Raw genomic sequence first — 26,014 nt, 5'->3', positions numbered from 1 at the left:
ATTCAACAGGAGCCGCCCCCATGAAAAAGACGCCACTTGCGTTATTGCTCACCCTAGGTTTGCTCAACACCCCGCTGTCGGCGTTAGCCGCGACCGCGCCTCTGGATCTGGTGGGGCCGGTGTCGGACTACAAGATCTATGTCACCGAACAACTGGATGAACTGGCCAGCCACACCCAGCAGTTCACCGACGCGGTGAAAAAAGGCGACCTGGCCACCGCGCAGAAGCTCTACGCGCCGACCCGCGTCTATTACGAGTCGATCGAGCCGATCGCCGAGCTGTTCAGTGACCTCGACGCGTCTATCGACTCCCGCGTCGACGACCACGAGCAAGGCGTGAAAGCCGAAGACTTCACCGGTTTCCACCGGATCGAATACTCGCTGTTCTCGGAAAAGAGCACCAAGGATCTCGACGCCCTGGCGGACGGCCTGAACAAGGACGTGAAAGACCTGCAGACCCGCGTCGCCGGCCTGACGTTCCCGCCGGAAAAAGTCGTCGGCGGCGCCGCTGCGCTGCTCGAAGAAGTCGCCGCGACCAAGATCTCCGGTGAAGAAGACCGCTACAGCCACACTGACCTGTACGACTTCCAGGGCAACATCGACGGCGCGAAGAAAATCGTCGACCTGTTCCGTCCGCAGATCGAGAAACAGGACAAGGCCTTCGTCGCCAAAGTCGACAAGAACTTCGCCACCGTGGACAAGATCCTGGCGAAGTACAAGACCAAGGACGGCGGTTTCGAGACTTACGACAAGGTGAAGGACAACGACCGCAAGGCGCTGGTCGGCCCGGTCAATACCCTGGCGGAAGACCTGTCGACATTGCGTGGCAAACTCGGGCTGAACTGAATCCGCGCATAAAAAAATCCCCCGGACGCTTGCTGCGTTCGGGGGATTTTTTGTGGGCCGATTTAGAGAATGCGATAGAGCAACCGCTCGACCCGCACCCGGCTCACGCGCTTGAGGAACTTGGCCACGCCCGCCGGGTAATCCGGCAAAGCTTCCAGATCCTGGAAACGTGCGATTCGCGTGGTGTGAACGAAGATGTTCTCCAGCTCCGCACGGCGCGGCTCGAGCCACTCGCCTTTCGGATCATCGATCAGCAAGGCGTTTTCCAGATCGAGACGGAACGCCCGCGGATTGAGGTTGTTGCCGGTCAGCAGCGTATAGCGCTGGTCGATCCACATGCCTTTGAGGTGATAGCTGTTGTCGCCTTCACGCCACAGATGCAGGTTCAACTGGCCGCTGTCGATGTTGCGCTGATGACGCTTGGCGAAACGGCGCAGGCTGATCTCGTACAGATACGGCAGCGCGGCGATCACCTTGAACGGCTCGGTCGGCGGGATGTAGAAGTCGTTGGCGGTCTTGTCGCCGACCACGATGTCGATCTTCACGCCACGCGCCAGCGCCCGGTTGATCTCGCGGATCACCCCCAGCGGCAGGTTGAAGTACGGCGTACAGATGGTCAGTTGCTTCTGCGCGCTGGCGATCAGTTCCAGAATCACCCGGTTCAGCGGGTTGTTCTTGCCCACGCCGAGCAACGGACTGACCGACAGGCCGGTATGCGCCGTGCTGCCGGCACTGGTGTCATACGCCGCGTATTTGAGGCGGCTGCGCAGATCGCCGATGTCGTTGCGCAGGCTGCGGGTGGTCGGCAGGTTCGGCAGGTCAAGGCGATGCACCGCTTTCGATTCGATCAGGCCGTGCTTGACCAGGTGGTGCATCGAGTCCGCCAGTTCGCGGCTTTGCAGCACGTGATAACGGTCGAAACGGTACTTGTCGAACTTGTGCAGGTAGACGTTGTTCAGGCTGGCACCGCTGTAGACCACGCAATCGTCGATCACGAAGCCTTTGAGGTGCAGCACGCCGAACAACTCGCGGGTCTGCACCGGCACGCCGTAGACCGGCACCACGCTCTGGTGGGTGCGGGTCATTTCCTGATACCACGCCGAGTTGCCCGGCTGTTTGCCGGCACCGATCAAGCCGCGCTGGGCCCGCAGCCAGTCGACGACCACCGCGATTTCAAGCTCGGGACGCTTGAGTTTGGCGGCGTGCAAGGCATCGAGGATTTCCTGGCCGGCTTCATCGTTTTGCAGATAAAGCGCGACGAGGTAGATGCGCTGGGTCGCCTGGGCGATTTTCTCCAGCAGGCAACGGCGGAAATCGGCGGCGCCGGGCAGGATCGTCACGGCCTCGGCGGTCAGCGGAAAGCTGCGCAGTTTGGGCAGCAGAGAGCGTTTGAAAAGCAACGGCATAGGGCTCGCAATGGGTCGAATCCGAAGAACCGAGAGCTTACACCATCAACTCCTTCGGGTCTTCCCGCCTGATTGATCGTTCCCACGCTCTGCGTGGGAACGCAGCCCGGGACGCTCCGCGTCCCTTCCAGAGCTGGAAAGCAGAGCGTCCCTTGAGGCATTCCCACGCAGAGCGTGGGAACGATCAAGTAGAACGCGAGAGCGATCATAAAATAACTGCTTGACCAAGGAGAACGATCGTTCTACTGTTCGCCATATGAACGAAATCACCAGCAACGACACGACCCGAGACATCATTCTGGATGTCACCGAAAAGTTGATCTACAAAAGTGGCATCGCTGCCACCGGCATGGATCTTCTGGTGAAAACCGCCGGCGTTTCCAGAAAGAGTATCTACCGCTACTTCGCCAACAAGGAGGAGCTGACCGTCGCCGCCCTGCAACGCCGAGACGTGCGCTGGATGCACTGGTACAGAAGCGCCGTCGATCAGGCCGAAACCCCGGCCGACCGCCTGCTCAACCTGTTTACCGTGCTCAAGGGCTGGTTCGCCTCGGAAGGTTTCCGGGGCTGCGCCTTCATCAACACCAGCGGCGAGACCGGCGATCCCGAGGATCCGGTCCGCCTGGTCGCCAAAGACCACAAACAGAAACTGCTCGACTACCTGTGCGAGCTGTGTACCGAACATGGGGCCGAGGACCCGCAACTGCTGGCCAAACAGCTGCTGATCCTGATTGACGGCGCCATTACCGTAGCGCTTGTGATGGGTGATCACAGTGCCGCCGATAATGCGCAATGCATGGCGCGAAAGTTATTGGACCTGTAACGCCTTAATAAGCCTGACAAGTTGTTTAACTGTTAATAGATCGGGAGACAAACATGTCTACTGCAGCCGAAGTTCGTCCGCCATTGCCACCGTTCAACCGTGAATCGGCCATTGAAAAAGTTCGTCTGGCCGAGGATGGCTGGAACTCCCGCGACCCGGAGCGCGTGTCGCTGGCCTACACCCTGGACACCAAATGGCGTAACCGCGCCGAATTCGCCAACAACCGCGAAGAAGCCAAGGCTTTCCTGACCCGCAAATGGGCCAAGGAACTGGATTACCGCCTGATCAAGGAACTCTGGGCCTACTCCGACACCCGCATCGCCGTGCGCTACGCCTACGAGTGGCACGACGACTCGGGCAACTGGTTCCGTTCCTACGGCAACGAGAACTGGGAATTCGACGACAACGGCCTGATGTTCCAGCGTTACGCCTGCATCAACGACATGCCGATCAAGGAAAGCGAACGCAAGTTCCACTGGCCGCTGGGCCGCCGCCCGGATGATCATCCGGGATTGTCCGAGCTGGGTCTGTAATTAAGTAGCCGATCCCTCCTGCACAGTGTGCAGGAGGGATTTTCAGGCGAATTCGGCAGTCCGGGCCGATTGCGCTTTGGCCTCAAGTTCCCGCACCAGCGGCAACACCCGCTGACCGAAATACTCCACCTCTTCCTGAAAATGCAGGAACCCCGCCAATACCAGATCAACCCCCACCGCTTTCAACGCGACGATGCGCTCGGCAATCTGCTGCGGCGTGCCGATCAGGTTGGTCTTGAAGCCGTCGTTGTACTGCACCAGATCTTCAAAGGTCGATTTGGCCCAGTTGCCCTCACCTTCCGGCGACGCCCTGCCCGCCTGTTTCGCTGCATCACCGAAGGCATTCACCGCTTCCGGGTCAGCCTGATCGATGATCTGCGCCAGCACCGCTTTGGCTTCTTCTTCGGTATCTCGGGCGATCACAAAAGCATTCACCCCGATTTTTACTGAATGATGGTTTGCCGCCGCTTTGGCGCGAATGTCGTCGACCTGTGCCTTGATGCCCTCGACGCTGTTGCCGTTAGTGAAATACCAATCCGACACCCGCGCCGCCATGTCACGTGCGGCACGGGAGCTGCCGCCCTGAAAGATTTCCGGGCGGCCCAGCGGTTTCGGTTTGAGGCTGTAATTGTCGAAGCGATAGAAATCGCCACGGAAGGTGAAGTTGTCCTGACTCCAGATCCCTCGCAATGAACGGATGAACTCTTCAGAACGACGATAGCGCTCGTCGTGCTCCAGCCAATGCTCGCCAATCGCCTGGAATTCGCCCTTGAACCAGCCGCTGACGATGTTCACCGCAATCCGGCCGTTGGTGAGTTGATCGATGGTCGCCAATTGTTTGGCCGCCAGCGCCGGTTGCCACGGGCCGGGCAAGATGGCGGCGATGACTTTGAGTTGGCTGGTGGCCGCGAGCAGCGCGTGGCTGAAGGCAACCGATTCATGCTGAAACTCGGCGCCGTAACCGGCGGTGAAGCGGATTTGCGTCAGGGCATATTCGAAACCCGCCGCCTCGGCCAATTGCGCCAGTTTGCGGTTGTAGTCGATGCCCCAATCGGTGCGTTGCTCGATCTTGCTGACCACCAGGCCACCGCTGACGTTCGGCACCCAGTAGGCAAATTTCGCGGCTTGCTGACTCATTGGCGTGTCCTCGGGACAGTTGATGAAGGTGAGTAAGCCAGAGCAGCAAGCGTGCCAGCGGCGGGAGACCCGGTTTTATTGGTTTCTCCGGAAATCGGCATGCATGGTGAGAGGGTGAATTGTTGGGTGCGTGTTGGGTGGGCAACAGTTGAGCCGTCGCTGGTCGAGTCTTATGGGTCGCCGCAACATTCGGAAATGAGTAACATGACTGCCCTCCCCGCAGCCCAGCTCTGCGCCCTGCCGAAATAAGCCGATTCCATGCCTTTCGAACTCAGCGTTGACCTCACCACCCTGGCCGTTCTGGCCCTTGTCGCTTTCATTGCCGGATTCATCGACGCCATCGCCGGCGGTGGCGGTCTGTTGACCACGCCTGCGTTGCTCACCGCCGGCCTGCCGCCGCACCTGGTGCTGGGCACTAATAAACTGAGTTCGACCTTCGGTTCGGCCACCGCCAGTTTCACCTTCTACCGACGCAAGCTGTTTCACCCACGGCAGTGGATGCACGCCATCGTCGGCACGCTGGTCGGTGCGCTGACCGGCGCCGTCGTCGCCCATTACCTGCCCGCCGAATGGCTGAACAAGATGCTGCCGGTGATCGTCTTCGCCTGTGGCCTGTACCTGTTGTTTGGCGGCACGCCGAAAGCGCCGCTGGACAGCGACGCACCGATCAAGAAGAAGTGGCAATCGACCCAGGGCTTCAGCCTCGGTTTCTACGACGGCGTAGCCGGCCCCGGCACTGGCGCGTTCTGGACGGTCAGTAGCCTGCTGCTGTACCCGATCGATCTGGTCAAGGCCAGCGGCGTGGCGCGCAGCATGAACTTCGTCAGCAACATTGCGGCGCTGTCGGTGTTCGTGTTTTCCGGGCAGGTGGACTGGATCATCGGCCTGAGCATGGGCCTGTCGGTGATGGTCGGCGCATTCTTCGGGGCGCGCACCGCGATCAGCGGCGGCGCCAAGTTCATTCGTCCGGTGTTCATCACCGTGGTGCTGGGGTTGACCGTGCGTCTAGCCTGGCAGCACTGGTTCAGCGTGGCCTAAGCGCCGCGCCACGTAGACGTCGATCAGATAACGGGCAATCGATTTGGACGCCGGCAACGGCGGCAGATCGTGCACGTTGAACCACTGGGCGTCTTCGATCTCGTCTTCCTGACAGACAATCTCGCCACCGGCATATTCGGCATGGAAGCCGAGCATCATCGAATGCGGGAACGGCCAGCACTGGCTGCCCATGTATTGGATGTTCTTCACCTCGATCTGCACTTCCTCGCGCACTTCGCGAATCAGGCAATCCTCGGCCGACTCACCCGGTTCGGCAAACCCGGCCAGCGTGCTGTAGACCCCGGTGACGAAACGCGGTGAACGCGCCAGCAGCACTTCATCGCCACGGGTCACCAGCACGATCATGCTCGGCGAAATCCGCGGATAACTGCGCAGATCGCAGGGCTGGCAATACATCGCCCGCTCCCGCGGCACCTGGGTCATAGCCTGACCGCAGTTGCCGCAGAAACGGTGTTCGCGCGCCCAAGTACCAATCTGCGCCGCATAACCCAGCACTTTGTAGATCGTGTGATCGCCATCGAGCATGAACGCCCGCAGGCCTTTCCAGCTGCAACCCGGCACCTCGCTGGTGCTGCGCAGTTCCAGCAGATACACCGGCTCGCCATCGAGATGACCGATACCGTGCTCGGCAAGGATCGACAAGTCCTGGCGCTTGAGCCATTCCCGGGGGAACAGCGCGCCGTTGTCATCGAACAGGAAACCCTCGGGGCTGCGCGCCACGGCCCAGCCGCCGGGTTGATCGGTGTCCAGTACTGCAGTGGTCCAGCGAGATGTCATGGTTTCTCAATCCAGAAATTCGGGTTTCTGTTTGCTCATATGGGCGGCCATGGCCACGCGCAAATCGTTGGATTGCAGCATGGCGGCGTTCCAGGTGGCAACGTACTCGAGACCGTCGTCGATGCGATGGTCGCGCATGTAGCTGATCATTTCCTTGGTGCCGGTGACCGCGATCGGCGACTTGCCGGCGATGTCCCGGGCAATGTCCATCACGCCTTCGATAAGGCTGTCCTTGTCGCTGTAGACGCGATTGACCAGACCGATGCTGCGCGCTTCTTCGGCGCCAAAGGTGCGACCGGTGTAAGCCAGCTCACGCAGCATGCCGTCACCGATGATCCGTGGCAACCGTTGCAAAGTGCCTACATCAGCCGCCATGCCGATATCGATTTCTTTAATAGAGAATTGCGCGTCTTCGGCGGCGTAGCGCATGTCGCAGGCGGCGATCAGATCGATGGCGCCGCCCAGGCAGTAACCCTGGATCGCCGCGAGTACCGGTTTGCGGCAATTGTCGACCGCATTGAAGGATGCTTGCAGGGTCAGGATCTTCTTGCGCAGCAGGCGCGCATTGCGGCCGACGTCCTTGCCCAGCTCATTGGCCACGCCGGCCAGCATCATCAGGTCGATGCCCGAGGAAAAGTGTTTGCCGGCGCCGCTGAGCACCACCACCCGCACTTCGTCGGTGTCGTCGATCCACTGGAACACCTCGACGATTTCGCTCCAGAACGCGGCGTTCATCGAGTTGATCTTTTCCGGACGATTGATCTGCACATGGGCGATGTTGTCGGCCAGTTCGACGCTGAAGGCGGTGTATTGAGTCATGGCAGAAGTCCTTTACCGGGCTGAAAATGAGGCCCGAACTATAACAAGGCATCAGCACGGCGGTTCGGCCAAATGCGGGACTCTAGCCGTTCTTCACCGCGACGAAGGCGGCGGTCTCGTAAGGCACCGTCACCACTTCCCTGCCCCGCAACTGCGGCTCGCCGGCAATCAGTTGAGCAATCTGCTCGTCGATCTTCGCACGTTGTCGGTCACTCAACGCCGCAATGAAACTGGTGGAGCGCACCCGGGTGAAAATCACATCCTCCGGCGAGCCGGTATGGCCATGCTGAAAGTGCTGCGCCTGCAACGGCCCGAACGCCGGATGGGGAAAGGCCTTGCGCCATTCGCCGGTGTAGAAGCGCGGTGTGTCACCTTCCAGCGCATTGACGATGGCGTCCAGCTTGGGCACCCAGTCGATCCGGGTGTCGCGCAGGTTCCAGATCAGGCCCAGCTTGCCTCCCGGTTTAAGGACCCGGGCGATTTCATCCAGCGCTTCTGTGCTGGCAAACCAGTGAAAGGCCTGGGCGCAGACCACGGCATCCACCGAGGCGTCGGGCAGCGGCAAATCCGTCGCCGTACCGCTGACGGCCAGCACCTGCGGCCAGGCCAGCGACAGTTTTTCCAGCATCTGCGCCACCGGTTCCACGGCGATCACCTGGGCGCCGGTCGCCACCAGCCGTCCGGTGAACTTGCCGGTGCCGGCGCCGAGGTCGATAACGGTCTTGTGGCCATCGAGGCCCAGTGTGCCCGTCAGCCATTCACTGACGGCCGGCGGATAGTCGGGCCGGCCTTTGACGTAGGTGTCGGCAGCGGTTTTGTAGCCGCTGGCGGCCGAGTGGTGAACCTGATCTTTCATGGCCAAACTCCCATGGTAGAACTGCAGATCGACAACGAGTGCTGACGAGCATAGCGCCGGAAAAAGGGCTTTCCTTTAACAAAGCCTGACAAAGCAATGAATAAATTTTCACCCTGCGGTGTTCAAAGTGAAACATGACCCCCTGTGGAGCCTTGCCCATGACTATCCGTTCCGTTATGTTCGCCGCCCCGTTGCTGGTGGCCGCCGTTTTCGCGAGCCCCCTCGCCTTCGCCAATGGCGATGAAGAGGCGCCGGTGCAGAAACCCAACTGCCCCAAAGGCCAGGTATTCGACACCAAGACCCAGAAGTGCGTGATGCAGACCAGCCATCTGGTGCCCGACGCCGACCGGACCGACTACGCCTACCGTCTGGCCAAGGCCGGCCGTTATGAAGAAGCCCTGGCCCTGCTCGACACGCTGGAACAACCGAACACCGCCAAGGCCCTCAACTATCGCGGTTACGCCACGCGCAAACTGGGGCGCACCGACGAAGGCATCGGTTACTACCTGCAATCGGTCAAACTTGATCCGCAGTACGTGCAAGTCCGCGAATACCTGGGCGAAGCCTATATGATCAAGGGCCGCGTCGATCTGGCGCAGGAGCAGTTGCAGCACATCCAGAAGATCTGCGGCACTACCTGCGAGGAATACCGGGACCTGGCCGAAGCCATCAACGATTCATCGAAAACCTGACACGACACGCGGAGGCGAACATTTTCAGCGATCAGGCCTTCAGAGCCGAACTCGGGCAACACCTGGCGCGCCTGTGGCGTTACGGTTTGCTGCTGTCGCGCAATCGGCACGTGGCCGAGGATCTGGTGCAAGCCACCTGCGTGCGGGCGCTCGAACGTTCGGGCCAGTACGTGGCCGGCACACGCATGGATCGGTGGCTGCTGAGCATCCTGCATTCGATCTGGCTCAATGAGGTGCGCGCCCGCCGGGTGCGCCAGGGCCAGGGTGTGGCGGATGCCGAAAGCCAGCTGACGTTCGATGGTGAATACGCCGCGCAGACTCATGTGATGGCAGCGCAGGTGATCCGCCGGGTCGATGCGCTGCCGGAAACCCAGCGCGAAACGGTTTATCTGGCCTACGTCGAAGGCCTGTCCTATCGCGAAATCGCCGAGATCCTGCAAGTGCCGATCGGCACGGTCATGAGCCGTCTGGCCACCGCGCGCCTGAAACTGGCCGAATACCCGCCGCTGCAAGCGGTACCGAACACCCCCGCAGGAGACCGGCAATGAATGCGCCTTCCGACGAGCAACTGGTGGCGTATCTGGACGATGAACTTGACCGCGAACAGCGCAGCCAACTCGACAGCCTCATCGCCGACGATCCGCTGCTGAGTTTGCGCGTGCAATGGCTGAGTCGCAGCAACCTGCCATTCAAGGCTGCCTACGACGAACTGGCCCAACAGGCGCCGCTCGACCGTTTGCAGGCCCGGCTCGATGCCGCGCCGTCACCGCAGAAGCCCGGTTTGAGCCGGCGCTGGTTCATAGGCGCCGCAGCAGCGGGCGTGGCGCTCGCAGGTGTCGCGGCGGACCGCTTGTTCCTGGCCTGGCAAACGCAGCAATCGCACAACTGGCGCGAGCTGGTGGGCGATTACATGGCGCTGTATGTGCCGCAGACCCTCGAACATCTGCCCACCGACGAAGCCTCGCAACTGGCGCAGCTGCGAACCGTCGATGCGCGGCTGGGCGTGAGCCTGTCGCCGGCGAAACTGAAACTGCCGGGCGCACAGTTCAAACGCGCGCAATTGCTCGAGTATGACGGCGTGCCCATCGCCCAGATGACCTGGCTCGACGCCACCCACGGCCCGCTGGCGCTATGCGTCACGCGCACCAACAGCGGCAGCCAGCCGCTGGCCCATGAACGCCGGCACGGGATGAACGTGGTTTACTGGACCGAACGCGAACACGCCTGGATGCTGATCGGCCACCACCCGGCTTCCGAGCTGGAGGACATGGCAAAAATGTTTAAGACCCGGCTGAACGTTTAAAGAACTTTGTCACTATGCTGCTCGGGTGATTTTCCAAGAAGGATGGATTTATGCCGATTTCGCCACGCACAGCCCTGCTGGTCATCGACGTACAGAACGACTTCATTCCCGGTGGCCAGTTGGCCGTGCCCGAAGGTGACATGATCGTTCCGCTGATCAACCGGCTCGCCGGGCAGTTCAAGCAAGTGGTCATCGCCCAGGACTGGCATCCGGCGGGGCATGCTTCGTTTGCTTCCAGCCATCCCGGGCGTCAGCCTTACGATGTGATTCAACTGCCGTACGGTGAGCAGACGCTGTGGCCGGATCATTGCATTCAGGGTTCACGCGGTGCCGAGTTTCACTCGGGACTCGATCTGCCCCACGCGCAGTTGGTCATCCGCAAGGGCTGCAACCCGGACATCGACAGCTATTCGGCGTTTCTGGAAGCGGATCGCGTCACGACCACGGGTCTGGCCGGTTATCTGAAGGAACGCGGGGTCGACACGGTGTACATGGTTGGCCTGGCGCTGGATTTCTGCGTGATGTTCTCCGCGCTGGATGCACGGGCGGCGGGGTTCAATGCGTTTGTGGTGCTGGATGCTTGCCGGGCGATTGATTTGAACGGCTCGCTGGCGTCGGCGATCGAGCGGATGCAGGTAGCTGGGGTTGGGTTGATCCAGTCCACGGAACTGCTTTGACCCACTTGCTGATCGTTCCCACGCTCCGCGTGGGAATGCATACGGTGACGCTCTGCGTCACAAAGGACGCGGAGCGTCCTGGGCGGCATTCCCACGCAGAGCGTGGGAACGATCAGCGCTCTGGGTGGGACCTCAGCGATCATCAGGTCGGGGTTGGCAGCCAAAGCCTGAAACGCGCCCCGCCCAATGGCGAACCCTCCACCGTCAACGTCCCGCCCTGCGCTTCCAGCGCCCGCCGGCTGATCGCCAGCCCCAGGCCAAACCCGCCGGTCGCCCGATCGCGACTGCGATCCAGTCGATAGAACGGCTCGAAAATCCGCTCCCGCTCGTCTTCCGGAATGCCGATGCCGTCATCATCGACCCAGATCTCGCAGCCTTTCGGGCAGACCTGCACACCGATCTGAATGCGTTTCTCGCAGTAGCGCATGGCGTTGCGCAGCAGGTTCTGAATCGCGCGGGCCGTCAGGCGCGGGTCGAGGGAGAAGCGTTCCAGCTGATTGTGCAGCAGCACATCGATGACGATTTCCGGGGATTCCAGTTCTTCATCGACGCTGCCCAGAATGCTGTCGATGAACTCGTCCAGCGACACTTCGACCTGCTCCGGCAACTTCGCCGGATTCTGCAGGCGACTGTAGGACAGCAACTCCAGCACCAATTCATCCAGTTCGCGAATGTGCGCGACCAGCCCCTGCAGGCGTTCGCGGCTGGCTTGCGGCAAGTCATCGGACAGCGCCAGCGCCAGGCCGAAGTCCAGGCGGGTCAGCGGCGTGCGCAATTCGTGGGACACGGCGTTGAGCAGGTCCCGCTGCTGGTTGAGCAGGTTTTCGATATCGCCGGCCATGGTGTCGAACACATTGGCCAGACTGCCGATGTTGGAGCTTGCGCCAATCTGCGTGCGCTCGCTCAAATGGCCCTTGCCGAAACGTTCGGCCGTGCCCTTGAGGCGTTCCAGATCGCGCCAGTGCGGGCGAAACCAGAGCAACAGGCACGCCAGCAGACTGGCGCCGATCAGCACGTTGATGCTCCAGTACAACAGGTTCACGTCCATCGGATCCGGCGGCACCACCATCTGCACCGCCATTTCGTCGTTGAGCGGCGTGACCGCCAGCGTGCGCCAGCCCCAGTCGCCCACCCGCACCATGTTCTCACCACGCCGCAGCCGCTCTTGCTCGATGGCGGTGAAGCCAGGGTCATCAATACGGGCGAGCACGATGTGCAGCGGTTGAAAATCCTTGTCCATCGATGCTGCCAGCGCCGGCCACTGATCCTGCGGCACCGCGCGAAACTGCTTGGTGATCAGCGATTGCAGGCCTCGGGAATAGTCGAGGTTGTAAGTGACGAATCGCTGCTTGAACGCCATCACTACCAGATCCGGCACCAGATAGATCGCCGCACTGTAGGAGACGATCGTCACCAGATAGAGGCGAAACAGGATTCTGAACATCGAATCAGCATTCCCACTCGGAACGGCTGAACAGATAACCCTTGCCCCACACGGTCTTGATCTTGCGCGCCTCGCCGGCGTGGTCGTCGAACTTGCGCCGCAGCTTGGAGATCGCCACATCCACCGAGCGATCGGTGCCGTTGAATTCGATGCCGCGCAGACGTTGCAGGATCTGGTCGCGGCTCAGCACTTCGCCGGCATGACGGGCCAGCACCACCAGCAGGTTGTATTCGCCGCTGGACAGCTCGACCGGTTGCTCGCGCCAGGTCACCGTGCGTTCCGACAGGTCGATGCACAGATTGCCCATCAGGATCCGGTCGTTGGCGGTCATCGGCTCGCCGAGGCTGCTGCGCCGCAGTAAAGTCCGGACCCGCGCCAGCAGGACGCGCGGCTCACAGGGTTTGGTGACGTAATCGTCGGCACCCATTTCCAGGCCCAGCACCTGATCGTGGCTGTCATCGCGAGCGGTGAGCATCAGGATGGGTAGCGTTGCCGAGTCGGCGCGCAGCAATCGACAGACCTGTAAGCCATCCAGGCCCGGCAGCATCAGGTCGAGAATCACCAGATCCGGCGGATTGAGCCGCGCCCGCTCGCGCACATGGTCGCCGCGGCCGATCACGCTGACGGAGTAACCGTTGCGTTCGAGGTAACTGGAGATCAGTTCGGCGAGGGCGGTGTCGTCTTCGACCAGAAGAATGTTGGGCATTGAGGTGATCCAGAAATACAGTGGCGACCCATCGTCCGCTATCGCGAGCAGGCTCGCTCTCACACTTGGAATGCAATCCCTTGTGGGAGCGAGCCTGCTCGCGATGCTTTATCTGTCGCAATAAATATCAAGGCGTAAAGGATATACGCCCTCACTCGTCCCGGAGCAAAACCCTTACACAATTTCACACAGCGCCTACAAAGCTTCACCGCTACCCTCGGCGACTGTCCGTAGGATGCGCAGATCAATATTGGGGGTTGTACATGTCGAAGAATCTGCTGGCCGGGCTCGGCCTGATCGCATTGGCGCTGACGCTGAGTGCCTGTGATAAATCCTCGAACGCCGAGGAACAGGCGCCGCCGGCCACCGTGCGGATCGAAACCCTTGAGGCGCGCCCCCTGTCGATCAGCAGCGAACTCAGCGGGCGGATTGCCGCGCCGCGCATTGCCGAAGTCCGCGCCCGGGTCGCCGGCGTCGTGCTGCAACGCACCTACCGCGAAGGCAGCGACGTGAAAAAGGGCGATGTTTTGTTCCGCATCGATCCGGCACCGTTCAAGGCTGACCTCGATAGCGCCGAAGCCGCCCTGCGCAAGGCCGAGGCCAACGCGTTCCAGGCAAAACTGCAGGAACAGCGCTACGCCCAGTTGATCGACGACAAGGCCATCAGCGCACAGGATTACGACAACGCCCGCGCCAATGCCCGGCAGACTGCCGCCGACGTGGCCGCCAACAAGGCTGCCGTCGAGCGCGCGAAGTTGAACCTTGGTTACGCCACCGTCACCGCGCCGATTTCCGGCCGCGTTGGTCGCGCGCTGGTGACCGAAGGCGCACTGGTGGGCCAGAACGAAACCACGCCCATGGCGCTGATCCAGCAACTGAACCCGATCCACGCCGACCTCACCCAGTCGACCCGCGAACTCAATGAGCTGCGCCGGGCATTCCGGTCCGGCCAGTTGCAGCAGGTCGGCCAGGATCAGGTCAAGGCCACGCTGATCCAGGACGACGGCAGCCTTTATCCGCTGCCAGGCAAATTGCTGTTCAGTGACATCACCGTCGATCCGGGCACCGGCCAGATCATCCTGCGCAGCGAGTTTCCCAACCCGGATCTCGATCTGCTGCCCGGCAGCTACGTTCGCGTGCGCCTGGAACAAGGCTTGATCCAGCACGGCCTTACCGTGCCGCAACGCGCGGTGCAGCGCGACAGCGCCGGTGTGGCCCAAGTGCTGACCATCGACGATCAGATGCGCGTCGCCCAGCAGCCGGTTCAGCTTGGTGCCGTGCAGAACGACCGCTGGATCGTCACCGGCGGCCTGAAGGCCGGCGACCGCATTGTCATCGAAGGCCTGCAACACGCCCGTCCGGGCGAAGTGGTGCAGATCGACGACACCCCTCTTCCACTTGCCCAGACCTCTGGTCAGTAAGCAGGACGCTCTTCTATGCCGCAGTTCTTTATCGACCGCCCGGTGTTCGCCTGGGTCGTCGCGCTGTTCATCCTGTTGGCCGGTGCACTGGCCATCCCGCAATTGCCGGTGGCGCAATACCCCGACGTCGCGCCGCCGCAGATCGAAATCTATGCCGTGTACCCGGGCGCCTCGGCGCAGACCGTCGACGAAAGCGTGGTCAGCCTGATCGAGGAAGAGCTCAACGGCGCCGATCACCTGCTGTATTTCGAATCGCAGAGCAGCCTCGGCAGCGCCACCATCAAGGCCACTTTCCAGCCGGGCACCAATCCGGAACTGGCACAGGTTGACGTGCAAAACCGCCTTAAAGTGGTCGAGTCGCGCCTGCCGCAAGCGGTCAACCAGCAAGGTTTGCAGGTGGAGAAAGTCTCCGCCGGTTTCCTGTTGCTGATCACCCTCACCTCCAGCGACGGCAAGCTCGACGACGTAGCGCTCAGCGATTATCTGGCGCGCAACGTGATGAACGAGATCAAGCGCATCGACGGCGTCGGCAAGGCCCAGCTGTATGGCGCCGAACGGGCGATGCGGATCTGGGTCGACCCGCAGAAGCTGATCGGTTTCAACCTGACGCCGGCCGACGTCAACGCCGCCATCGTCGCGCAGAACGCCCAGGTCTCGGCGGGCAGCATCGGCGATCTGCCAAACCCGAGCACTCAGGAAATCACCGCGACGATTCTGGTCAAGGGACAACTGTCGACCCCGGAAGAGTTCGCCGACATCGTGCTCAAGGCCAACCCGGACGGCTCCACCGTGCGCATCAAGGATGTGGCGCGGGTCGAGATCGGCAGCCAGGAATACCAGTTCGGCACCCGTCTTAACGGCAAGCCGTCCACCGCCGTCGGCGTACAACTGGCGCCGGGCGCCAACGCCCTCAGCACTGCAACGCTGATCCGCGCCAAAATGGATGAACTGTCGCGCTACTTTCCGGCCGGCGTGGAATACAAGATTCCCTACGACACGTCGCCATTCGTGAAGGTCTCGATCACCAAAGTGGTCTACACCCTTGGCGAGGCGATGTTGCTGGTGTTCGCAGTGATGTTCCTGTTCCTGCAGAACATCCGCTACACCCTGATTCCGACGCTGGTGGTGCCGGTGGCGCTGATGGGCACCTTCGCGACCATGCTTGCGCTGGGGTTCTCGATCAACGTGCTGACCATGTTCGGCATGGTGCTGGCCATCGGCATTCTGGTGGACGACGCCATCGTGGTGGTGGAGAACGTCGAACGGATTATGGCCACCGAAGGCCTGTCGCCGAAAGAAGCGACGCGTAAGGCGATGACCCAGATCACCGGCGCGATCATCGGCATTACGCTGGTGCTTGTCGCGGTGTTCATTCCGATGGCGTTCATGCAGGGTTCGGTGGGCGTCATCTATCGCCAGTTCTCACTGTCGATGGCCACTTCGATTCTGTTCTCGGCCTTCCTCGCCCTGACCTTGACCCCGGCACTGTGTGCAACCTTGCTCAAGCCGATTGCCAAGGGTGAACACCACGAGAAAACCGGGTTCTTCGGCTGGTTCAACCGTCGCTTCGAGCAACTGACCGATCGCTATCAAGGCTGGGTCGGTTACGCGCTGAAGCGCACCGGTCGTTATCTGCTGATCTACGTTGTGTTGCTGGTGGGTCTGGGCCTGTGCTTCGCGCGCCTGCCGTCCTCGTTCCTGCCGGTTGAAGATCAGGGTTACACCATCACCGACATCCAACTGCCGCCCGGTGCGAGCAAGAACCGTACGGTGCAGGTGGTCGAGCAGATCGAAGCGCACAACGCCGGCGAACCGGGCGTGGGCGACAGCACTGTGATTCTCGGTTTCAGCTTCTCCGGCAGCGGGCAGAACGCCGCATTGGCGTTTACCACGCTCAAGGACTGGTCGCAGCGTGGCGGCGACGACTCGGCAAGTTCGATTGCCGACCGCGCCAACATTGCCCTCAGCCAGATCAAGGACGCCGTGGCGTTCGCCGTGCTGCCGCCGCCGGTTGACGGTCTCGGTACGTCCAGCGGCTTCGAGTTCCGCCTGCAGGATCGTGGCGGCCTCGGCCATGCGACCTTGATGGAGGCGCGCACCCAGTTGCTGGAAGCCGCCGAGAAAAGCCCGATCCTGATGAACGTGCGTGAAAGCGCACTGGCCGAAGCGCCGCAAGTGCAACTGGAAGTGGACCGCAAGCAGGCCAACGCCTTGGGGGTTTCGTTCGCCGATGTTGGCAACGTGCTGTCCACCGCCATTGGCTCTTCGTACGTCAACGACTTCCCCAATCAGGGGCGGATGCAACGCGTTGTCGTGCAGGCTGAAGGTGACCGTCGCAGTCAGGTCGATGACCTGCTGAAAATGCATGTGCGCAACGACGCCGGAAAAATGGTGCCGCTGTCGGCGTTCGTCCGAGCCACGTGGACTCAAGGCCCGGCGCAGTTGACCCGCTACAACGGCTACCCGGCGATCTCGATTTCCGGTGAGCCGAAACCCGGCCACAGTACCGGCGAAGCCATGGCGGAAATCGAACGGCTGGTCGCTCAGGGGCCGAAAGGCCTGGGTCAGGAATGGACTGGTCTGTCGTTGCAGGAACGTTTGTCCGGCAGTCAGGCGCCGATTCTGCTCGGGCTGTCGCTGCTGATCGTGTTCCTGTGCCTGGCGGCGTTGTACGAAAGCTGGTCGATTCCAACATCGGTGTTGCTGGTTGTACCGCTGGGCGTACTCGGCGCGGTGCTGGCGGTGACTTTGCGCGGGATGCCCAACGACGTGTTCTTCAAGGTCGGCCTGATCACCATCATCGGCCTGTCGGCGAAGAACGCGATCCTGATCATCGAGTTTGCCAAGAGTCTTTATGACGAAGGGCATGACCTGATTGACGCCACGCTGCAAGCAGCGCGCCTGCGGTTGCGGCCGATTGTCATGACTTCGCTGGCGTTCATTCTGGGCGTGGTGCCGCTGGCGATTGCCACCGGCGCAAGTTCGGCGAGCCAGCAGGCGATCGGTACCGGAGTGATTGGCGGGATGATTACCGCGACGTTGGCGGTGATTTTTGTGCCGGTGTTTTTTGTGGTGGTGGTGAAAGCCGTAACCCGATGGGCCGGCAAAAAATGAAGTTTCGCTATAAGTCGATCGGTTTTTACACCTGTCAAAGTTGACAGGTTCGCCAATTGCTCCAAAAACTTAGGCTAGCTCCTGTCACGTTTGACTTAGCGGTTTGACTTGAATCAGGAGCTTCTCATGACGAATGTAAAGGGCAATGCAGATGGCAAATTCACAGCCACCACGAGCGATCCCGAACTCCGGAATTTTAACGCAGAAGAAAAGTTCTACTCATTGGGTATGGGCCGCTCCCTTCAGGGGTGGGCCTCGTTGGTGCAATCGCCGAATGAACGCAGAAACATTGCCCTGAATTTCATAAACAAGGGCGATATGGAAAACCAGACCTTCGATTTCGCCGATCCTGAACGCCAAGCGACAGGCCGCTGGTGGAAAAGTACATCAAGCTCTGTCGAAGCGCCTTTCCTTGCGCAAAGCGGCACAGTCACTGTCACCGTGGACGCCGCTAAAGATGAAGCCATGGCAACGTTCGACTTCGTTGCGGTGTCGCAGAATGGAAAAGAGAAAGTGACTGTCAAGGGAAAACTGCATCTGGTGCCGAACGACCAAAGGAGAGCAAAACCATGAGTGCTGCTCAACCAGTGTCCGAAGATAGCTTGACCGCTGACGTCGATGGCCTGGAGCCGCCAGTGAAGAATAGCTACACGGCAGAAACGGTTCTCCTCACGACTCAATACGATCAACTTTTCAAACAAGAGGCCTGGTCAGCCAGGGGAGAATGGTGGATTGATGGCCCGAGTCGTCCTCAACGGAGTCTGAGCATTGTTCTGAATGTGGTGCAAACCGCCAGTTTGAATACCCCCTACGACTTGAATACGGATGTCAGTCTGGTCAGAGCGGTTTTCGTGGAAAGACTCGCGCTTGGTATCGATCCTTTTTACAAAGCGATTCAAGGGACAGTCACCTTTCTCAGCTTCCCTGTTGCCGGCTCGGAGAAGGGGCAAATTGAAGCCGAGTTCGACTTCCTCGGCCAGAACGGTGACGCTGTTCCAAAAACCGTGACAGTCTCCAAAGGCAAGCTTCAGATCCATAACTGATCCAGCTTCCCGCCCATCCTTCTGAAACATAAAAACCTTGGGCTTCTTGTCGATGCTGACAGAGTCACAAGGTTTCTTTTTGCAGTCCTCCGCGCCAGCCAGAACCCACACCCATGCTATGGTTTGCTCGACGCCGTCAACAAAGAGCCGCCCATGCGCTTCCTCGCCCGCACCCACCCTCGCCTCTCTGCCGCGTTCCTGGTCGGCCTTGCCGTCGGCCTTCTGGTACCCGCCGATTCCGTCATCAGTAAAATACTCATTGGCTGGAATGCCGGGGTCTGGACCTACCTGGCGCTGATGCTCTGGCTCACCGCCAGGGCCAAGGCGCCGGACGTCAAGCAGATCGCCGTCGTCGAAGATGAAAACGCCGGGCTGGTGCTGTTCGTGGTGTGTATTGCGGCGCTGGCCAGCCTGGCGGCCATCACCCTGGAACTTGTCGGCAGCAAGGATCTGGATACCCACCACAAATTGATGCACTACGGTTTTACCGCACTGACGGTCATTGGCTCATGGCTGCTGATCGGGGTGATTTTCTGCGTCCACTACGCCCGGCTGTTTTACACCTGGGACGGCAAAGAGCCGGCGCTGCGCTTTGCCGAAGGCCTGACGACGCCCAATTACTGGGACTTTCTGTACTTCTCGTTCACCATCGGCGTCGCGGTGCAGACGGCGGATGTCGGCGTGGCCACGCGGGAGATCCGCAAGATCGTGCTGGCGCAGTCGCTGATCGGTTTCGTATTCAACACAGCGATTCTGGGTTTCTCGATCAACATCGCCGCCGGATTGTTTGGCTGAGGGCTGGCGTCAGTGGCTATTCGCTCACAGATTTCAAGGGCTGTAACCTGTCAAGTCTGACAGTGTACAGATCGCCTGAATCGCGCTTTTATGATGCATCCAGAGTTAGGGCCCAATGGCCTTTGGATACTTCCCCAAAGTGAACGGAGATCCAATTCATGAACGCTGTGATCAGACGCACCAGTTTTGCCCCCGGTAATTTTGTGACCGCAAAAGCTTTCGCCAACGGTGGAGCCCCTGTCGCGGACTTCACTGCCTCTTCCCGACTGATTGAAACCAAAAAGGTCGGCCCTGACAAAATCGACGCGGTAGAGATAACCGCCATTGATCGGCCACCTTCGGGCACGAAAGCCAAAACAAACCCGGCACGTGAACTTACCCTGATCGTCCCCGATGGTTTCCCGATCGGGAAACATGTCTTGACCAGCCGCTCTGACGTAGCCGTCAGCTATAAAGACGGCACTGCGATCAGTGAAGGCATTTCAGGTGACATCGAGATCAAGCCTGCGAGCGATCAAAAGAATGTCGCGGCCGATTTCAATGTGACGCTGGAGAACGCCGATGGCACTACCTTCCAGTTGAAGGGAGGTTTTCAAGTCTTGAAGTGATGCAGCCGCAGGCACAAAAAAGGGAAGCCATCGCTTCCCTTTTTAGTTTCCGTTCCCTCAGAACCTGTAATGCGCCCCCATGTTCACACCGAAGTCTTTGGTGACGTTGTCGCCCTTGCTGGTGTCCAGCTCCGCGTGCAGCTGCCAGCGGTCATTCAGGGTCCAGGATGCGCCGGCGGCCACTTCGAAGCGCGTGCCGGAAAGATCATTGTTGAACTTGTTGTCGTTGACCCGCACTTCGTTGGTTTTGACGAACTCATGTACGGCAGCCACCCGCACGTGGGGTTGCAGGACACTGCCATCCGCCAGTTTCATGCCTCGCCCTAAGTTCAGGCCCGCCTTGCCCAGCATGGAACGGGTTGTATCAGCGTCGACACTCAGACCATTGTCCAGACGAAAATCCTTGCCTTGCACCGAGGCTCCCTGCCATTGGGTGAACGGTTCGATGTAATAGCCATCCGCGAACTCAATATGCTTGCCGAACTCCACCGACGCGCTTGCACCCAGACTGTTGTAACTGCCTTTGGTTTTGGTGTTGTCACTCAGCATCACGTCGGCCTTGTTGCGAAAGTGATTGAGCTTGGCCACCGTGTCCAGGTAGTAACCGCTGTCGCCCAGCCAGGTGCCGTAAAGACCGAGTGAGGTGCTGCCGATTTCCCCGGAGCTGCCGCGGCTCAAATCCAGATCGGATTTGCTGTAACCGGCAAACACACCGAGCAGTACACGCTCGCCGGCGATATGCACCGGCGTATCGACGCCCATCGAGAAACCATACTGTCGTTGTTTGTAACCATTTCCGTAAGCATTGTTACTGATGCTGTACTGGCTGCCGAAAGAGCGCACCCATCCGCCCGTTTGCCCGCCATTGACCCGCAAATCACCCATGCGGTTGTTCAGCAGAACCGTTTCGCCATAGGTCACTGTCGGGGCTGTACCGGCAATGGCCAATGCGGCGCGTGTCGGTGTGCTGACAACAGTCTTGTCCGGTTGCAGGAACCAGTCATCTCCCTTCTTCACCAGAAGATAAGTGAATGCGCCTACGTCGACACGGTTGTTCACCAGGCCGTACTGCGCGCCTGACGCCACGCTCTGCACCACTTTGATGGACGAGTCATTGATCGGATCAAGACCGGAACTGGTGACCAGCAACTGATGGTAGCCGGAAGCACTGCGCGTGACATTCAGCAGATCGCTGAGACCCTGATTGAAGTCGGTGCCCATCCGGAACGTGCCGTTGCCCGACAGGTTGGCGACGTTCAATTGAAAGTATTGCTGAGGAGTGCCAAAACTTACCGTGCCACCATTGCCCAGTGACAGATTGTTCACCGATTGGCTGCCAGTCATCTGCCATAGCGCCTGATTGTTGATCGCAAAATTGGCGACATTGTTCACCTGGCCGGTGAGCGTGGCAGCATTGTCCAGCGTCAGACTCGAAGCACTATTGGCAGAAGCATTGACGTCACCGTTCATGACGCTCTGATTGTTGATCGTCACCGTGGCGACGTTGTCGAGATTGCCGGTCAGGGTCGAGCCGTTGTCGAGCGCCACACTCGAAGCACCGAGCACATTGCCGGTCATGCGCGCCTGATTGTTCAACACCGCGGTCGTGACGTTTTGCAGATCACCGGTCAGCGACGCATTGTTCTGCAACGTGACATTCGCGGAACTGCCCGAAACCACCGTGACGTTACCGGTCAGGTCACTGTTGTCGACGAGGAATCCAGCCGAAGCACCTTGTCGGACTTCAAGCAACGTGTTGTTGCCGGCCACCAGCGTCGAACGGTTACGCACTTCGATGTCTGCCACTGTCGGGAAATTCGGCGCGTTGATGCCGACCACCAGTGCCGAGCCGGTCTGGCCTTCGACACGAGTGCCGTCCAGAATTATTTTGGTCGGGATAACGGCGTTCACCTGAGTGTCAGTGCCAACCGTCACGCCATTAAGACCGCCGCTAATCGTACTGCCGGTGGCCGACAGTGAACCTTCCAGCATCCTGATCCCGAAGCTGTTCGCACCAGTGCCTTCGGCGGTGGAGTTTTGCAGACTGATGACGCTGAATCGGTTGCCCGCAATGCCCCCCGTCAAGCCCTGAACACCTGAGCCATTACGCAGCGTCACGCTTGAACCGCCTACGCTGTTGTTATTGCGTACTGCCGAAATGCCGATGCCAGTGGCATTGTTAACCGTTGAGTTGTCCAGGGTTGCGCTGGCGTTGACCAGTGAAATCCCCGAGACCGCTGCGGCGTTGACATTCGAGCCCGTCAGATTGATCAGGCCACCGGGATTGCTGTTCATTTCCAGTGTCGTGGCATTGGTGGCATTCAGGATGGCGTTGTCTTGAAGTTGCCAGATTTGCACCGGCGTCGTGCCGTCAATGGCAAGCATGGTACCCGCCGGAACGGTACCCGCCTGGGTGAGCGGCGAATTCATCAATAGGGGCAGCAGGGACAAAATTCCCAAGCTGATCGAGGTTTTCTGAAACGGGGTGTTCAATTTGGGCGACATGGTTGAGTCCTACTCGATTACATTCCGTGAGGAACGAGCGTCCGACTCAAACGAGTTGCGAGCCGGAACTGAAGCGGTCGCCAGACTACGGATAACTTTCCGAGGGATATGTAGGACTAATCTCCATCTTCGTACGACTTATCCCCTTGTCCCGTAAGAGCACCCGTATCTGACTTCGATTCCCACGATGGGGACGGTATTGACTGCCGTCCCCATCGCAGGAAACTTCACTCGAAGTACTGTTGATGCACGATCAAGGACGGTTCTGGTCGCAATACACCAGGCTCGAGTTCAAGAGCGCGACAGGGACGATGACCGACGCTGTAATGCCGTTGACCCCATACTCGATGTACGCATATTGAGTCGCCGGACGCTGGCCAGGACCGGGGCTCGGCAGCTGGATCGGACGGACATTGGTGTATGGCACGTCAAATTCCAGAGGGCCCGTTGCAGGCATGAGCTTGGAATCTGTGAATGGCGTGTTGGGTATCACCGTCCCGCCAGCTCCGTTGGTCGTCCGCCCCTCAAATTTTAACGCAACCGTTGCACCTGTCGGGATGTTGGCATCCCGCTCGACCCTGATCCGCAGTCTGCGTGTAGCCTCATACGGCGGCATCGGTCCGTTCGCGACAGCCGGGTGATCCAGACACGGGCAGTTGACGGACATCAAGAAGCTCTCGGGAACCACCGCACCGGTGGGGGTTCTGAACGCCGAAACGACAATCTTCGGCGCCGGCAGATTGATCACGATCGCTGTCACGTTGACACGCGTAACAGGCGTCTGCGTCATCGCGTTTGAACTGCCGGGGTAGGAGACAACAATGTAGGCCTCGCGCGCGGTAGCGCCGGTGCCGTTCCCTTCCAACAGAATCTCGGCCCAAGGCAATCGCGTGGTGACCCTCGTCGCGCCAACCTGCACGCCCACAGGCTGACCCACTTGTTTGCCCTGATAGAAGAACGTGACGATTTCTCGACCGGTAATCGGCCGCAGAGGATTTGTCCACAAGTTCCAGATCATGGTTGCATCAAGACCGGCCTGAGCCGGGCCAAGCGTGTTGGGTGCAGGCACAGGCGTGCCGCCACCCTGAACGATCACCGGGATGGCATTGGGGTTTTCCAGTTCAGGAAGGTTCGGCTGCTCATCCCCGGCGTATGCAAAATCGACAGTAGCAAATTGCTGAGGCGTGGAAACCGGATTCGGTGTAATCGTCGAGCGAATCAATTCGTACCAGTACTCGACCTGCTCTTCGGTGTCCCGGTTAGGGTCGCCGAAGACCACCGCCCAAAAGGCGTAATCAATCACGAATTTCAGCGGCCCGGCAGTGCCTGGCGCCGGGATTGTCTGTTCCGCAAGATCATGGACAATACCCTTCGAATCCATGATATGCGGCAGGATTCGGTCATCTTGCAACGAGTTGGTCGGGAAATCGATCTCCATTACCACTGCATCTGGATCAGATTTGAATGATGCGAGCGTAATGGGCGTCTGACCGTTGATACCGGTCGCCGGAATCCTTGGAATACCCAGCACCGGGGCCGGTGCGCTGACCCGATTGAACAGCAGCGTGATGGGTGCGTTGTTGCTGATATTGCCCGCGTCATCCTCTAGGTTGTAGGAGTAAAAATACGCGCCATCCTTCAACGCTTGCAGAATGACCAGTGAAATATTGATAACGCCGTCAGGCCGCACCGGCAAATCTACAACAACAGCGCCCTCACCTTGCATGCCGGTGAATGTGGTGAGTTGGGAGATGAAGAAGTTGACCAGATCAAGGCCTGGTTCGAATTTTGTCCAGCCCGTTGGAATGGTGATGTTCAAGCCGCCAGCGTTGGCAGGGTTGTTCAACCAAGCGTCATCGATGAGGGTTGGCAAACCTGTCAGGCTGATCTGCGGCGGCCGATTGCCGGTGCCATTGCCAGTGCCGGGTTGGCGCTGCCATTGTGCAGTCAGGTCGATGAGGATCACGAGATGCGGTTGAGAGTTGTCGAGGTTCCCGAATGCGTCAATGATAACGAACGCTGCAAAAAACTTGTTGTAATCCCCGCTAGCCGAGAACTTGTCGACGAAGATACTGAGCTGCGTGCCGGTCCGGTCAAAACTGACCGGAAAAGTCCAGTCACCTCCTGGCTGGCTGGCTTTAAGCTTAGTGTCCACTAAATAAGTCGGATCTCCCGGTATCAGCGTCGCCCCTTCCGGAAAGATATACAGTTGAATTTGGTGCGCACCATCCGGAGTTTTGTCATCAACGTCCGCCAACTGAAAGGTCACTTTTTTATCAACTTTCAGTTGCTGATACGTCAGTCGACCATCTGCCAACTGACCCACAATCGTTGGCGGCAACGCCAGAGCACCACCACCCGTTTTAGCCTGCATATTCATGTTCGTGAACTCCATCGATGAGTGTGTTGTTGAACCATCAACGTTGTTTCCCAATGAAGAATTTCGCGACTGCGGGCTGCGTGTTCCTGGGATTGACGTTCTGCCAACGTTTTGTTGGATCTATCGCTTTTCACTGCTTTTTTGGACTGCTTGATTCAAGGACCGCAAGGCGGTTTCCCGGAAAGGCGCCTGTCGATCTTCACGAATTCCGGATATGAACTGGCCAGCGCAACACCGTTTCGGTAGTGGGTGTAGGTGCACATCGCAGATCCGAATTCGATCGGTTTGATGTATTGGACGTAGTAGCTACTGTCGAGTCTGAAATCGAACCCTTGGGGAGAGGTCGCTTCCTGTTGCGACAGCGTTTTTCGAATTCGTAGCGCTGTGCCCGGAATTGGGTTGACACCGTTCAGGCTCGTGCAGCCTTCCCAATTCAGTACGCACTCATCATTCGCCAGAAACGTTCCCGGTTGCGCCGGAACCCGCACGACCACCACATCCCAGATCGCCGGGAATGTTAAACACATGAGCCAGCCCCAAAGGTTCGCGTCGGGATAAACCACCTCTTTCAATTTGACCGGAACCGGGCGCTTGAGGATGAACACTTGCGGTATCGAGTCATCTTCATTACTGGTGTCGCCGGAGGTCACCCGGTACCTCAACGTGATGTCGCCTGTCTGTTGCAAGTACTGCGCAGGCAGGTGGATCGTGCCCGGAAAGACCACCGGAACCGGAAACAGGTTGTTGTAGAAACGCGTCTCGGATATTGCCCCGGGCTCAAGTATCCAGATCTCCAGCAAATCACTTTTGCCGGGGATGATCGAAGGTGCAACCCACGGCGACATGCGCAGTGTGACGCCGTTGATATGCGCATCCAGAGGCAGCACTTTGTCGGCACCCACCCCTTCGATGGTCAACGGCAAGGCGAATGTCCCGATGGATTTTTTGGCGCTCATCCACTGTTCTCCAGAGGCGTAAAAAACACTTTGCTTCGGAAGAAATTAAACGCAGTAACCGCGCTTTCGCCTACTGTCAGATCTGACAGGTTTGATGACCGCTGGTCGGAATTGA

The 26,014-nt window shown here is 59.5% G+C and carries 24 protein-coding genes; 14 read left to right on the top strand and 10 right to left on the bottom strand.

Annotation, left to right across the window (positions count from 1 at the left end; all coding sequences use genetic code 11):
• Positions 1-20: 20 nt before the first annotated feature.
• Positions 21-845, top strand: coding sequence for an iron uptake system protein EfeO (efeO, locus tag CAF74_RS05475; RefSeq protein ID WP_085745579.1), 825 nt, complete (start codon positions 21-23; stop codon positions 843-845).
• Between the two features lie 62 nt (positions 846-907).
• Here the strand turns inward: efeO and pssA are convergent, their stop codons facing one another.
• Entirely contained in the window at positions 908-2,251 is a 1,344-nt protein-coding gene (gene pssA / locus CAF74_RS05470; RefSeq protein WP_085687126.1) for a CDP-diacylglycerol--serine O-phosphatidyltransferase, read from the bottom strand.
• A 256-nt stretch (positions 2,252-2,507) separates the two neighbouring features.
• Between pssA and CAF74_RS05465 the strand changes: the two genes are divergently transcribed.
• Together CAF74_RS05465 and CAF74_RS05460 are read left to right on the top strand one after the other, a co-directional pair.
• Entirely contained in the window at positions 2,508-3,074 is a 567-nt protein-coding gene (locus tag CAF74_RS05465) for a TetR/AcrR family transcriptional regulator (RefSeq protein WP_007951264.1), read from the top strand.
• A gap of 53 nt (positions 3,075-3,127) precedes the next feature.
• On the top strand, positions 3,128-3,607 hold the full coding sequence (locus CAF74_RS05460) for a nuclear transport factor 2 family protein (protein WP_085745578.1): 480 nt from the start codon (positions 3,128-3,130) through the stop codon (positions 3,605-3,607).
• 42 nt (positions 3,608-3,649) lie between these two features.
• On the opposite strand, the gene sfnG is transcribed toward CAF74_RS05460, so the two are convergent.
• A complete protein-coding gene (sfnG, locus tag CAF74_RS05455) occupies positions 3,650-4,744 on the bottom strand; it encodes a dimethylsulfone monooxygenase SfnG (RefSeq protein ID WP_085745577.1) in 1,095 nt (364 codons plus the stop codon).
• Positions 4,745-5,002: 258 nt separating this feature from the next.
• On the opposite strand from sfnG, the gene CAF74_RS05450 reads away from it, so the two are divergent.
• Positions 5,003-5,782: a TSUP family transporter gene (locus CAF74_RS05450; RefSeq protein WP_007951261.1), complete on the top strand. Its 780-nt coding sequence runs from the start codon at positions 5,003-5,005 to the stop codon at positions 5,780-5,782.
• Here the strand turns inward: CAF74_RS05450 and nudC are convergent.
• From nudC to CAF74_RS05435, 3 genes are all read right to left on the bottom strand, one after another.
• Positions 5,750-6,580, bottom strand: a complete 831-nt coding sequence (gene nudC, locus CAF74_RS05445) for an NAD(+) diphosphatase (RefSeq protein WP_085745576.1) — start codon at positions 6,578-6,580, stop codon at positions 5,750-5,752. The genes CAF74_RS05450 and nudC overlap by 33 nt on opposite strands.
• A gap of 6 nt (positions 6,581-6,586) precedes the next feature.
• Positions 6,587-7,399, bottom strand: coding sequence for a crotonase/enoyl-CoA hydratase family protein (locus CAF74_RS05440; RefSeq protein WP_085745575.1), 813 nt, complete (start codon positions 7,397-7,399; stop codon positions 6,587-6,589).
• Positions 7,400-7,481: 82 nt separating this feature from the next.
• Positions 7,482-8,255, bottom strand: a complete 774-nt coding sequence (locus CAF74_RS05435; protein ID WP_085745574.1) for a class I SAM-dependent methyltransferase — start codon at positions 8,253-8,255, stop codon at positions 7,482-7,484.
• Between the two features lie 158 nt (positions 8,256-8,413).
• Here CAF74_RS05435 and CAF74_RS05430 point away from each other — a divergent pair, with 158 nt between their 5' ends.
• The 4 genes from CAF74_RS05430 to pncA all read left to right on the top strand — a co-directional run bounded on the left by CAF74_RS05430 (position 8,414) and on the right by pncA (position 10,927).
• The gene (locus CAF74_RS05430) at positions 8,414-8,947 is read left to right on the top strand and encodes a tetratricopeptide repeat protein (protein ID WP_085745573.1); all 534 of its coding nucleotides are present in this window, start codon (positions 8,414-8,416) and stop codon (positions 8,945-8,947) included.
• Between the two features lie 62 nt (positions 8,948-9,009).
• Positions 9,010-9,495 carry a sigma-70 family RNA polymerase sigma factor gene (locus CAF74_RS05425; RefSeq protein WP_139832887.1) on the top strand — a complete coding sequence of 162 codons (486 nt, stop codon included), beginning with the start codon at positions 9,010-9,012 and terminating at the stop codon, positions 9,493-9,495.
• Complete coding sequence (locus tag CAF74_RS05420; protein ID WP_085745571.1) at positions 9,492-10,250, top strand: anti-sigma factor; 759 nt, start codon at positions 9,492-9,494, stop codon at positions 10,248-10,250. Before CAF74_RS05425 ends, CAF74_RS05420 begins: the two co-directional genes overlap by 4 nt.
• A gap of 50 nt (positions 10,251-10,300) precedes the next feature.
• The gene (gene pncA, locus CAF74_RS05415; protein WP_085745570.1) at positions 10,301-10,927 is read left to right on the top strand and encodes a bifunctional nicotinamidase/pyrazinamidase; all 627 of its coding nucleotides are present in this window, start codon (positions 10,301-10,303) and stop codon (positions 10,925-10,927) included.
• A 142-nt stretch (positions 10,928-11,069) separates the two neighbouring features.
• Here the strand turns inward: pncA and CAF74_RS05410 are convergent, their stop codons facing one another.
• Both CAF74_RS05410 and CAF74_RS05405 read right to left on the bottom strand, forming a co-directional pair.
• Entirely contained in the window at positions 11,070-12,371 is a 1,302-nt protein-coding gene (locus CAF74_RS05410) for an ATP-binding protein (RefSeq protein ID WP_085745569.1), read from the bottom strand.
• A 4-nt stretch (positions 12,372-12,375) separates the two neighbouring features.
• Positions 12,376-13,077, bottom strand: a complete 702-nt coding sequence (locus tag CAF74_RS05405; RefSeq protein ID WP_007960391.1) for a response regulator transcription factor — start codon at positions 13,075-13,077, stop codon at positions 12,376-12,378.
• A 263-nt stretch (positions 13,078-13,340) separates the two neighbouring features.
• On the opposite strand from CAF74_RS05405, the gene CAF74_RS05400 reads away from it, so the two are divergent.
• From CAF74_RS05400 to CAF74_RS05375, 6 genes are all read left to right on the top strand, one after another.
• The gene (locus tag CAF74_RS05400) at positions 13,341-14,498 is read left to right on the top strand and encodes an efflux RND transporter periplasmic adaptor subunit (RefSeq protein ID WP_085745568.1); all 1,158 of its coding nucleotides are present in this window, start codon (positions 13,341-13,343) and stop codon (positions 14,496-14,498) included.
• Between the two features lie 15 nt (positions 14,499-14,513).
• Complete coding sequence (locus CAF74_RS05395; RefSeq protein WP_085745567.1) at positions 14,514-17,612, top strand: efflux RND transporter permease subunit; 3,099 nt, start codon at positions 14,514-14,516, stop codon at positions 17,610-17,612.
• Positions 17,613-17,738: 126 nt separating this feature from the next.
• On the top strand, positions 17,739-18,185 hold the full coding sequence (locus CAF74_RS05390; protein WP_085745566.1) for a hypothetical protein: 447 nt from the start codon (positions 17,739-17,741) through the stop codon (positions 18,183-18,185).
• Positions 18,182-18,655, top strand: a complete 474-nt coding sequence (locus CAF74_RS05385; RefSeq protein ID WP_085745565.1) for a hypothetical protein — start codon at positions 18,182-18,184, stop codon at positions 18,653-18,655. Before CAF74_RS05390 ends, CAF74_RS05385 begins: the two co-directional genes overlap by 4 nt.
• Before the next feature lie 153 nt (positions 18,656-18,808).
• Positions 18,809-19,450, top strand: a complete 642-nt coding sequence (locus CAF74_RS05380; RefSeq protein ID WP_085745564.1) for a DUF1345 domain-containing protein — start codon at positions 18,809-18,811, stop codon at positions 19,448-19,450.
• Between the two features lie 158 nt (positions 19,451-19,608).
• Positions 19,609-20,058, top strand: coding sequence for a hypothetical protein (locus CAF74_RS05375; RefSeq protein ID WP_085745563.1), 450 nt, complete (start codon positions 19,609-19,611; stop codon positions 20,056-20,058).
• Between the two features lie 57 nt (positions 20,059-20,115).
• Here the strand turns inward: CAF74_RS05375 and CAF74_RS05370 are convergent, their stop codons facing one another.
• From CAF74_RS05370 to CAF74_RS05360, 3 genes are all read right to left on the bottom strand, one after another.
• Entirely contained in the window at positions 20,116-22,443 is a 2,328-nt protein-coding gene (locus CAF74_RS05370; RefSeq protein ID WP_256578342.1) for an autotransporter outer membrane beta-barrel domain-containing protein, read from the bottom strand.
• A 373-nt stretch (positions 22,444-22,816) separates the two neighbouring features.
• Entirely contained in the window at positions 22,817-24,943 is a 2,127-nt protein-coding gene (locus CAF74_RS05365; RefSeq protein WP_085745561.1) for a hypothetical protein, read from the bottom strand.
• A gap of 155 nt (positions 24,944-25,098) precedes the next feature.
• The gene (locus tag CAF74_RS05360; protein WP_085745560.1) at positions 25,099-25,899 is read right to left on the bottom strand and encodes a hypothetical protein; all 801 of its coding nucleotides are present in this window, start codon (positions 25,897-25,899) and stop codon (positions 25,099-25,101) included.
• Between the last annotated feature and the right edge of the window lie 115 nt (positions 25,900-26,014).

It is taken from the genome of Pseudomonas sp. R45(2017), assembly GCF_002112305.1.
Classification (GTDB): Bacteria; Pseudomonadota; Gammaproteobacteria; order Pseudomonadales; family Pseudomonadaceae; genus Aquipseudomonas; species Aquipseudomonas paraglycinae.
Note: the sequence above shows the minus strand (reverse complement) of the source record. Positions and strands in the feature narration are given on the sequence as shown.

Excerpts from the sequence above, each read along its gene's own strand:
- CAF74_RS05405 (WP_007960391.1), bottom strand. The coding sequence starts at position 13,077 with ATGCCCAACATTCTTCTGGTCGAAGACGACACCGCCCTCGCCGAACTG.
- CAF74_RS05390 (WP_085745566.1), top strand. The coding sequence starts at position 17,739 with ATGACGAATGTAAAGGGCAATGCAGATGGCAAATTCACAGCCACCACG.
- CAF74_RS05385 (WP_085745565.1), top strand. The coding sequence starts at position 18,182 with ATGAGTGCTGCTCAACCAGTGTCCGAAGATAGCTTGACCGCTGACGTC.
- CAF74_RS05370 (WP_256578342.1), bottom strand. The coding sequence starts at position 22,443 with ATGCTTGCCATTGACGGCACGACGCCGGTGCAAATCTGGCAACTTCAA.
- CAF74_RS05400 (WP_085745568.1), top strand. The coding sequence starts at position 13,341 with ATGTCGAAGAATCTGCTGGCCGGGCTCGGCCTGATCGCATTGGCGCTG.
- CAF74_RS05440 (WP_085745575.1), bottom strand. The coding sequence starts at position 7,399 with ATGACTCAATACACCGCCTTCAGCGTCGAACTGGCCGACAACATCGCC.
- pncA (WP_085745570.1), top strand. The coding sequence starts at position 10,301 with ATGCCGATTTCGCCACGCACAGCCCTGCTGGTCATCGACGTACAGAAC.
- CAF74_RS05465 (WP_007951264.1), top strand. The coding sequence starts at position 2,508 with ATGAACGAAATCACCAGCAACGACACGACCCGAGACATCATTCTGGAT.
- CAF74_RS05450 (WP_007951261.1), top strand. The coding sequence starts at position 5,003 with ATGCCTTTCGAACTCAGCGTTGACCTCACCACCCTGGCCGTTCTGGCC.
- CAF74_RS05420 (WP_085745571.1), top strand. The coding sequence starts at position 9,492 with ATGAATGCGCCTTCCGACGAGCAACTGGTGGCGTATCTGGACGATGAA.
- CAF74_RS05430 (WP_085745573.1), top strand. The coding sequence starts at position 8,414 with ATGACTATCCGTTCCGTTATGTTCGCCGCCCCGTTGCTGGTGGCCGCC.
- CAF74_RS05375 (WP_085745563.1), top strand. The coding sequence starts at position 19,609 with ATGAACGCTGTGATCAGACGCACCAGTTTTGCCCCCGGTAATTTTGTG.
- CAF74_RS05365 (WP_085745561.1), bottom strand. The coding sequence starts at position 24,943 with ATGAATATGCAGGCTAAAACGGGTGGTGGTGCTCTGGCGTTGCCGCCA.
- CAF74_RS05435 (WP_085745574.1), bottom strand. The coding sequence starts at position 8,255 with ATGAAAGATCAGGTTCACCACTCGGCCGCCAGCGGCTACAAAACCGCT.
- nudC (WP_085745576.1), bottom strand. The coding sequence starts at position 6,580 with ATGACATCTCGCTGGACCACTGCAGTACTGGACACCGATCAACCCGGC.
- sfnG (WP_085745577.1), bottom strand. The coding sequence starts at position 4,744 with ATGAGTCAGCAAGCCGCGAAATTTGCCTACTGGGTGCCGAACGTCAGC.
- efeO (WP_085745579.1), top strand. The coding sequence starts at position 21 with ATGAAAAAGACGCCACTTGCGTTATTGCTCACCCTAGGTTTGCTCAAC.
- CAF74_RS05380 (WP_085745564.1), top strand. The coding sequence starts at position 18,809 with ATGCGCTTCCTCGCCCGCACCCACCCTCGCCTCTCTGCCGCGTTCCTG.
- CAF74_RS05460 (WP_085745578.1), top strand. The coding sequence starts at position 3,128 with ATGTCTACTGCAGCCGAAGTTCGTCCGCCATTGCCACCGTTCAACCGT.
- CAF74_RS05410 (WP_085745569.1), bottom strand. The coding sequence starts at position 12,371 with ATGTTCAGAATCCTGTTTCGCCTCTATCTGGTGACGATCGTCTCCTAC.
- CAF74_RS05395 (WP_085745567.1), top strand. The coding sequence starts at position 14,514 with ATGCCGCAGTTCTTTATCGACCGCCCGGTGTTCGCCTGGGTCGTCGCG.
- CAF74_RS05360 (WP_085745560.1), bottom strand. The coding sequence starts at position 25,899 with ATGAGCGCCAAAAAATCCATCGGGACATTCGCCTTGCCGTTGACCATC.
- pssA (WP_085687126.1), bottom strand. The coding sequence starts at position 2,251 with ATGCCGTTGCTTTTCAAACGCTCTCTGCTGCCCAAACTGCGCAGCTTT.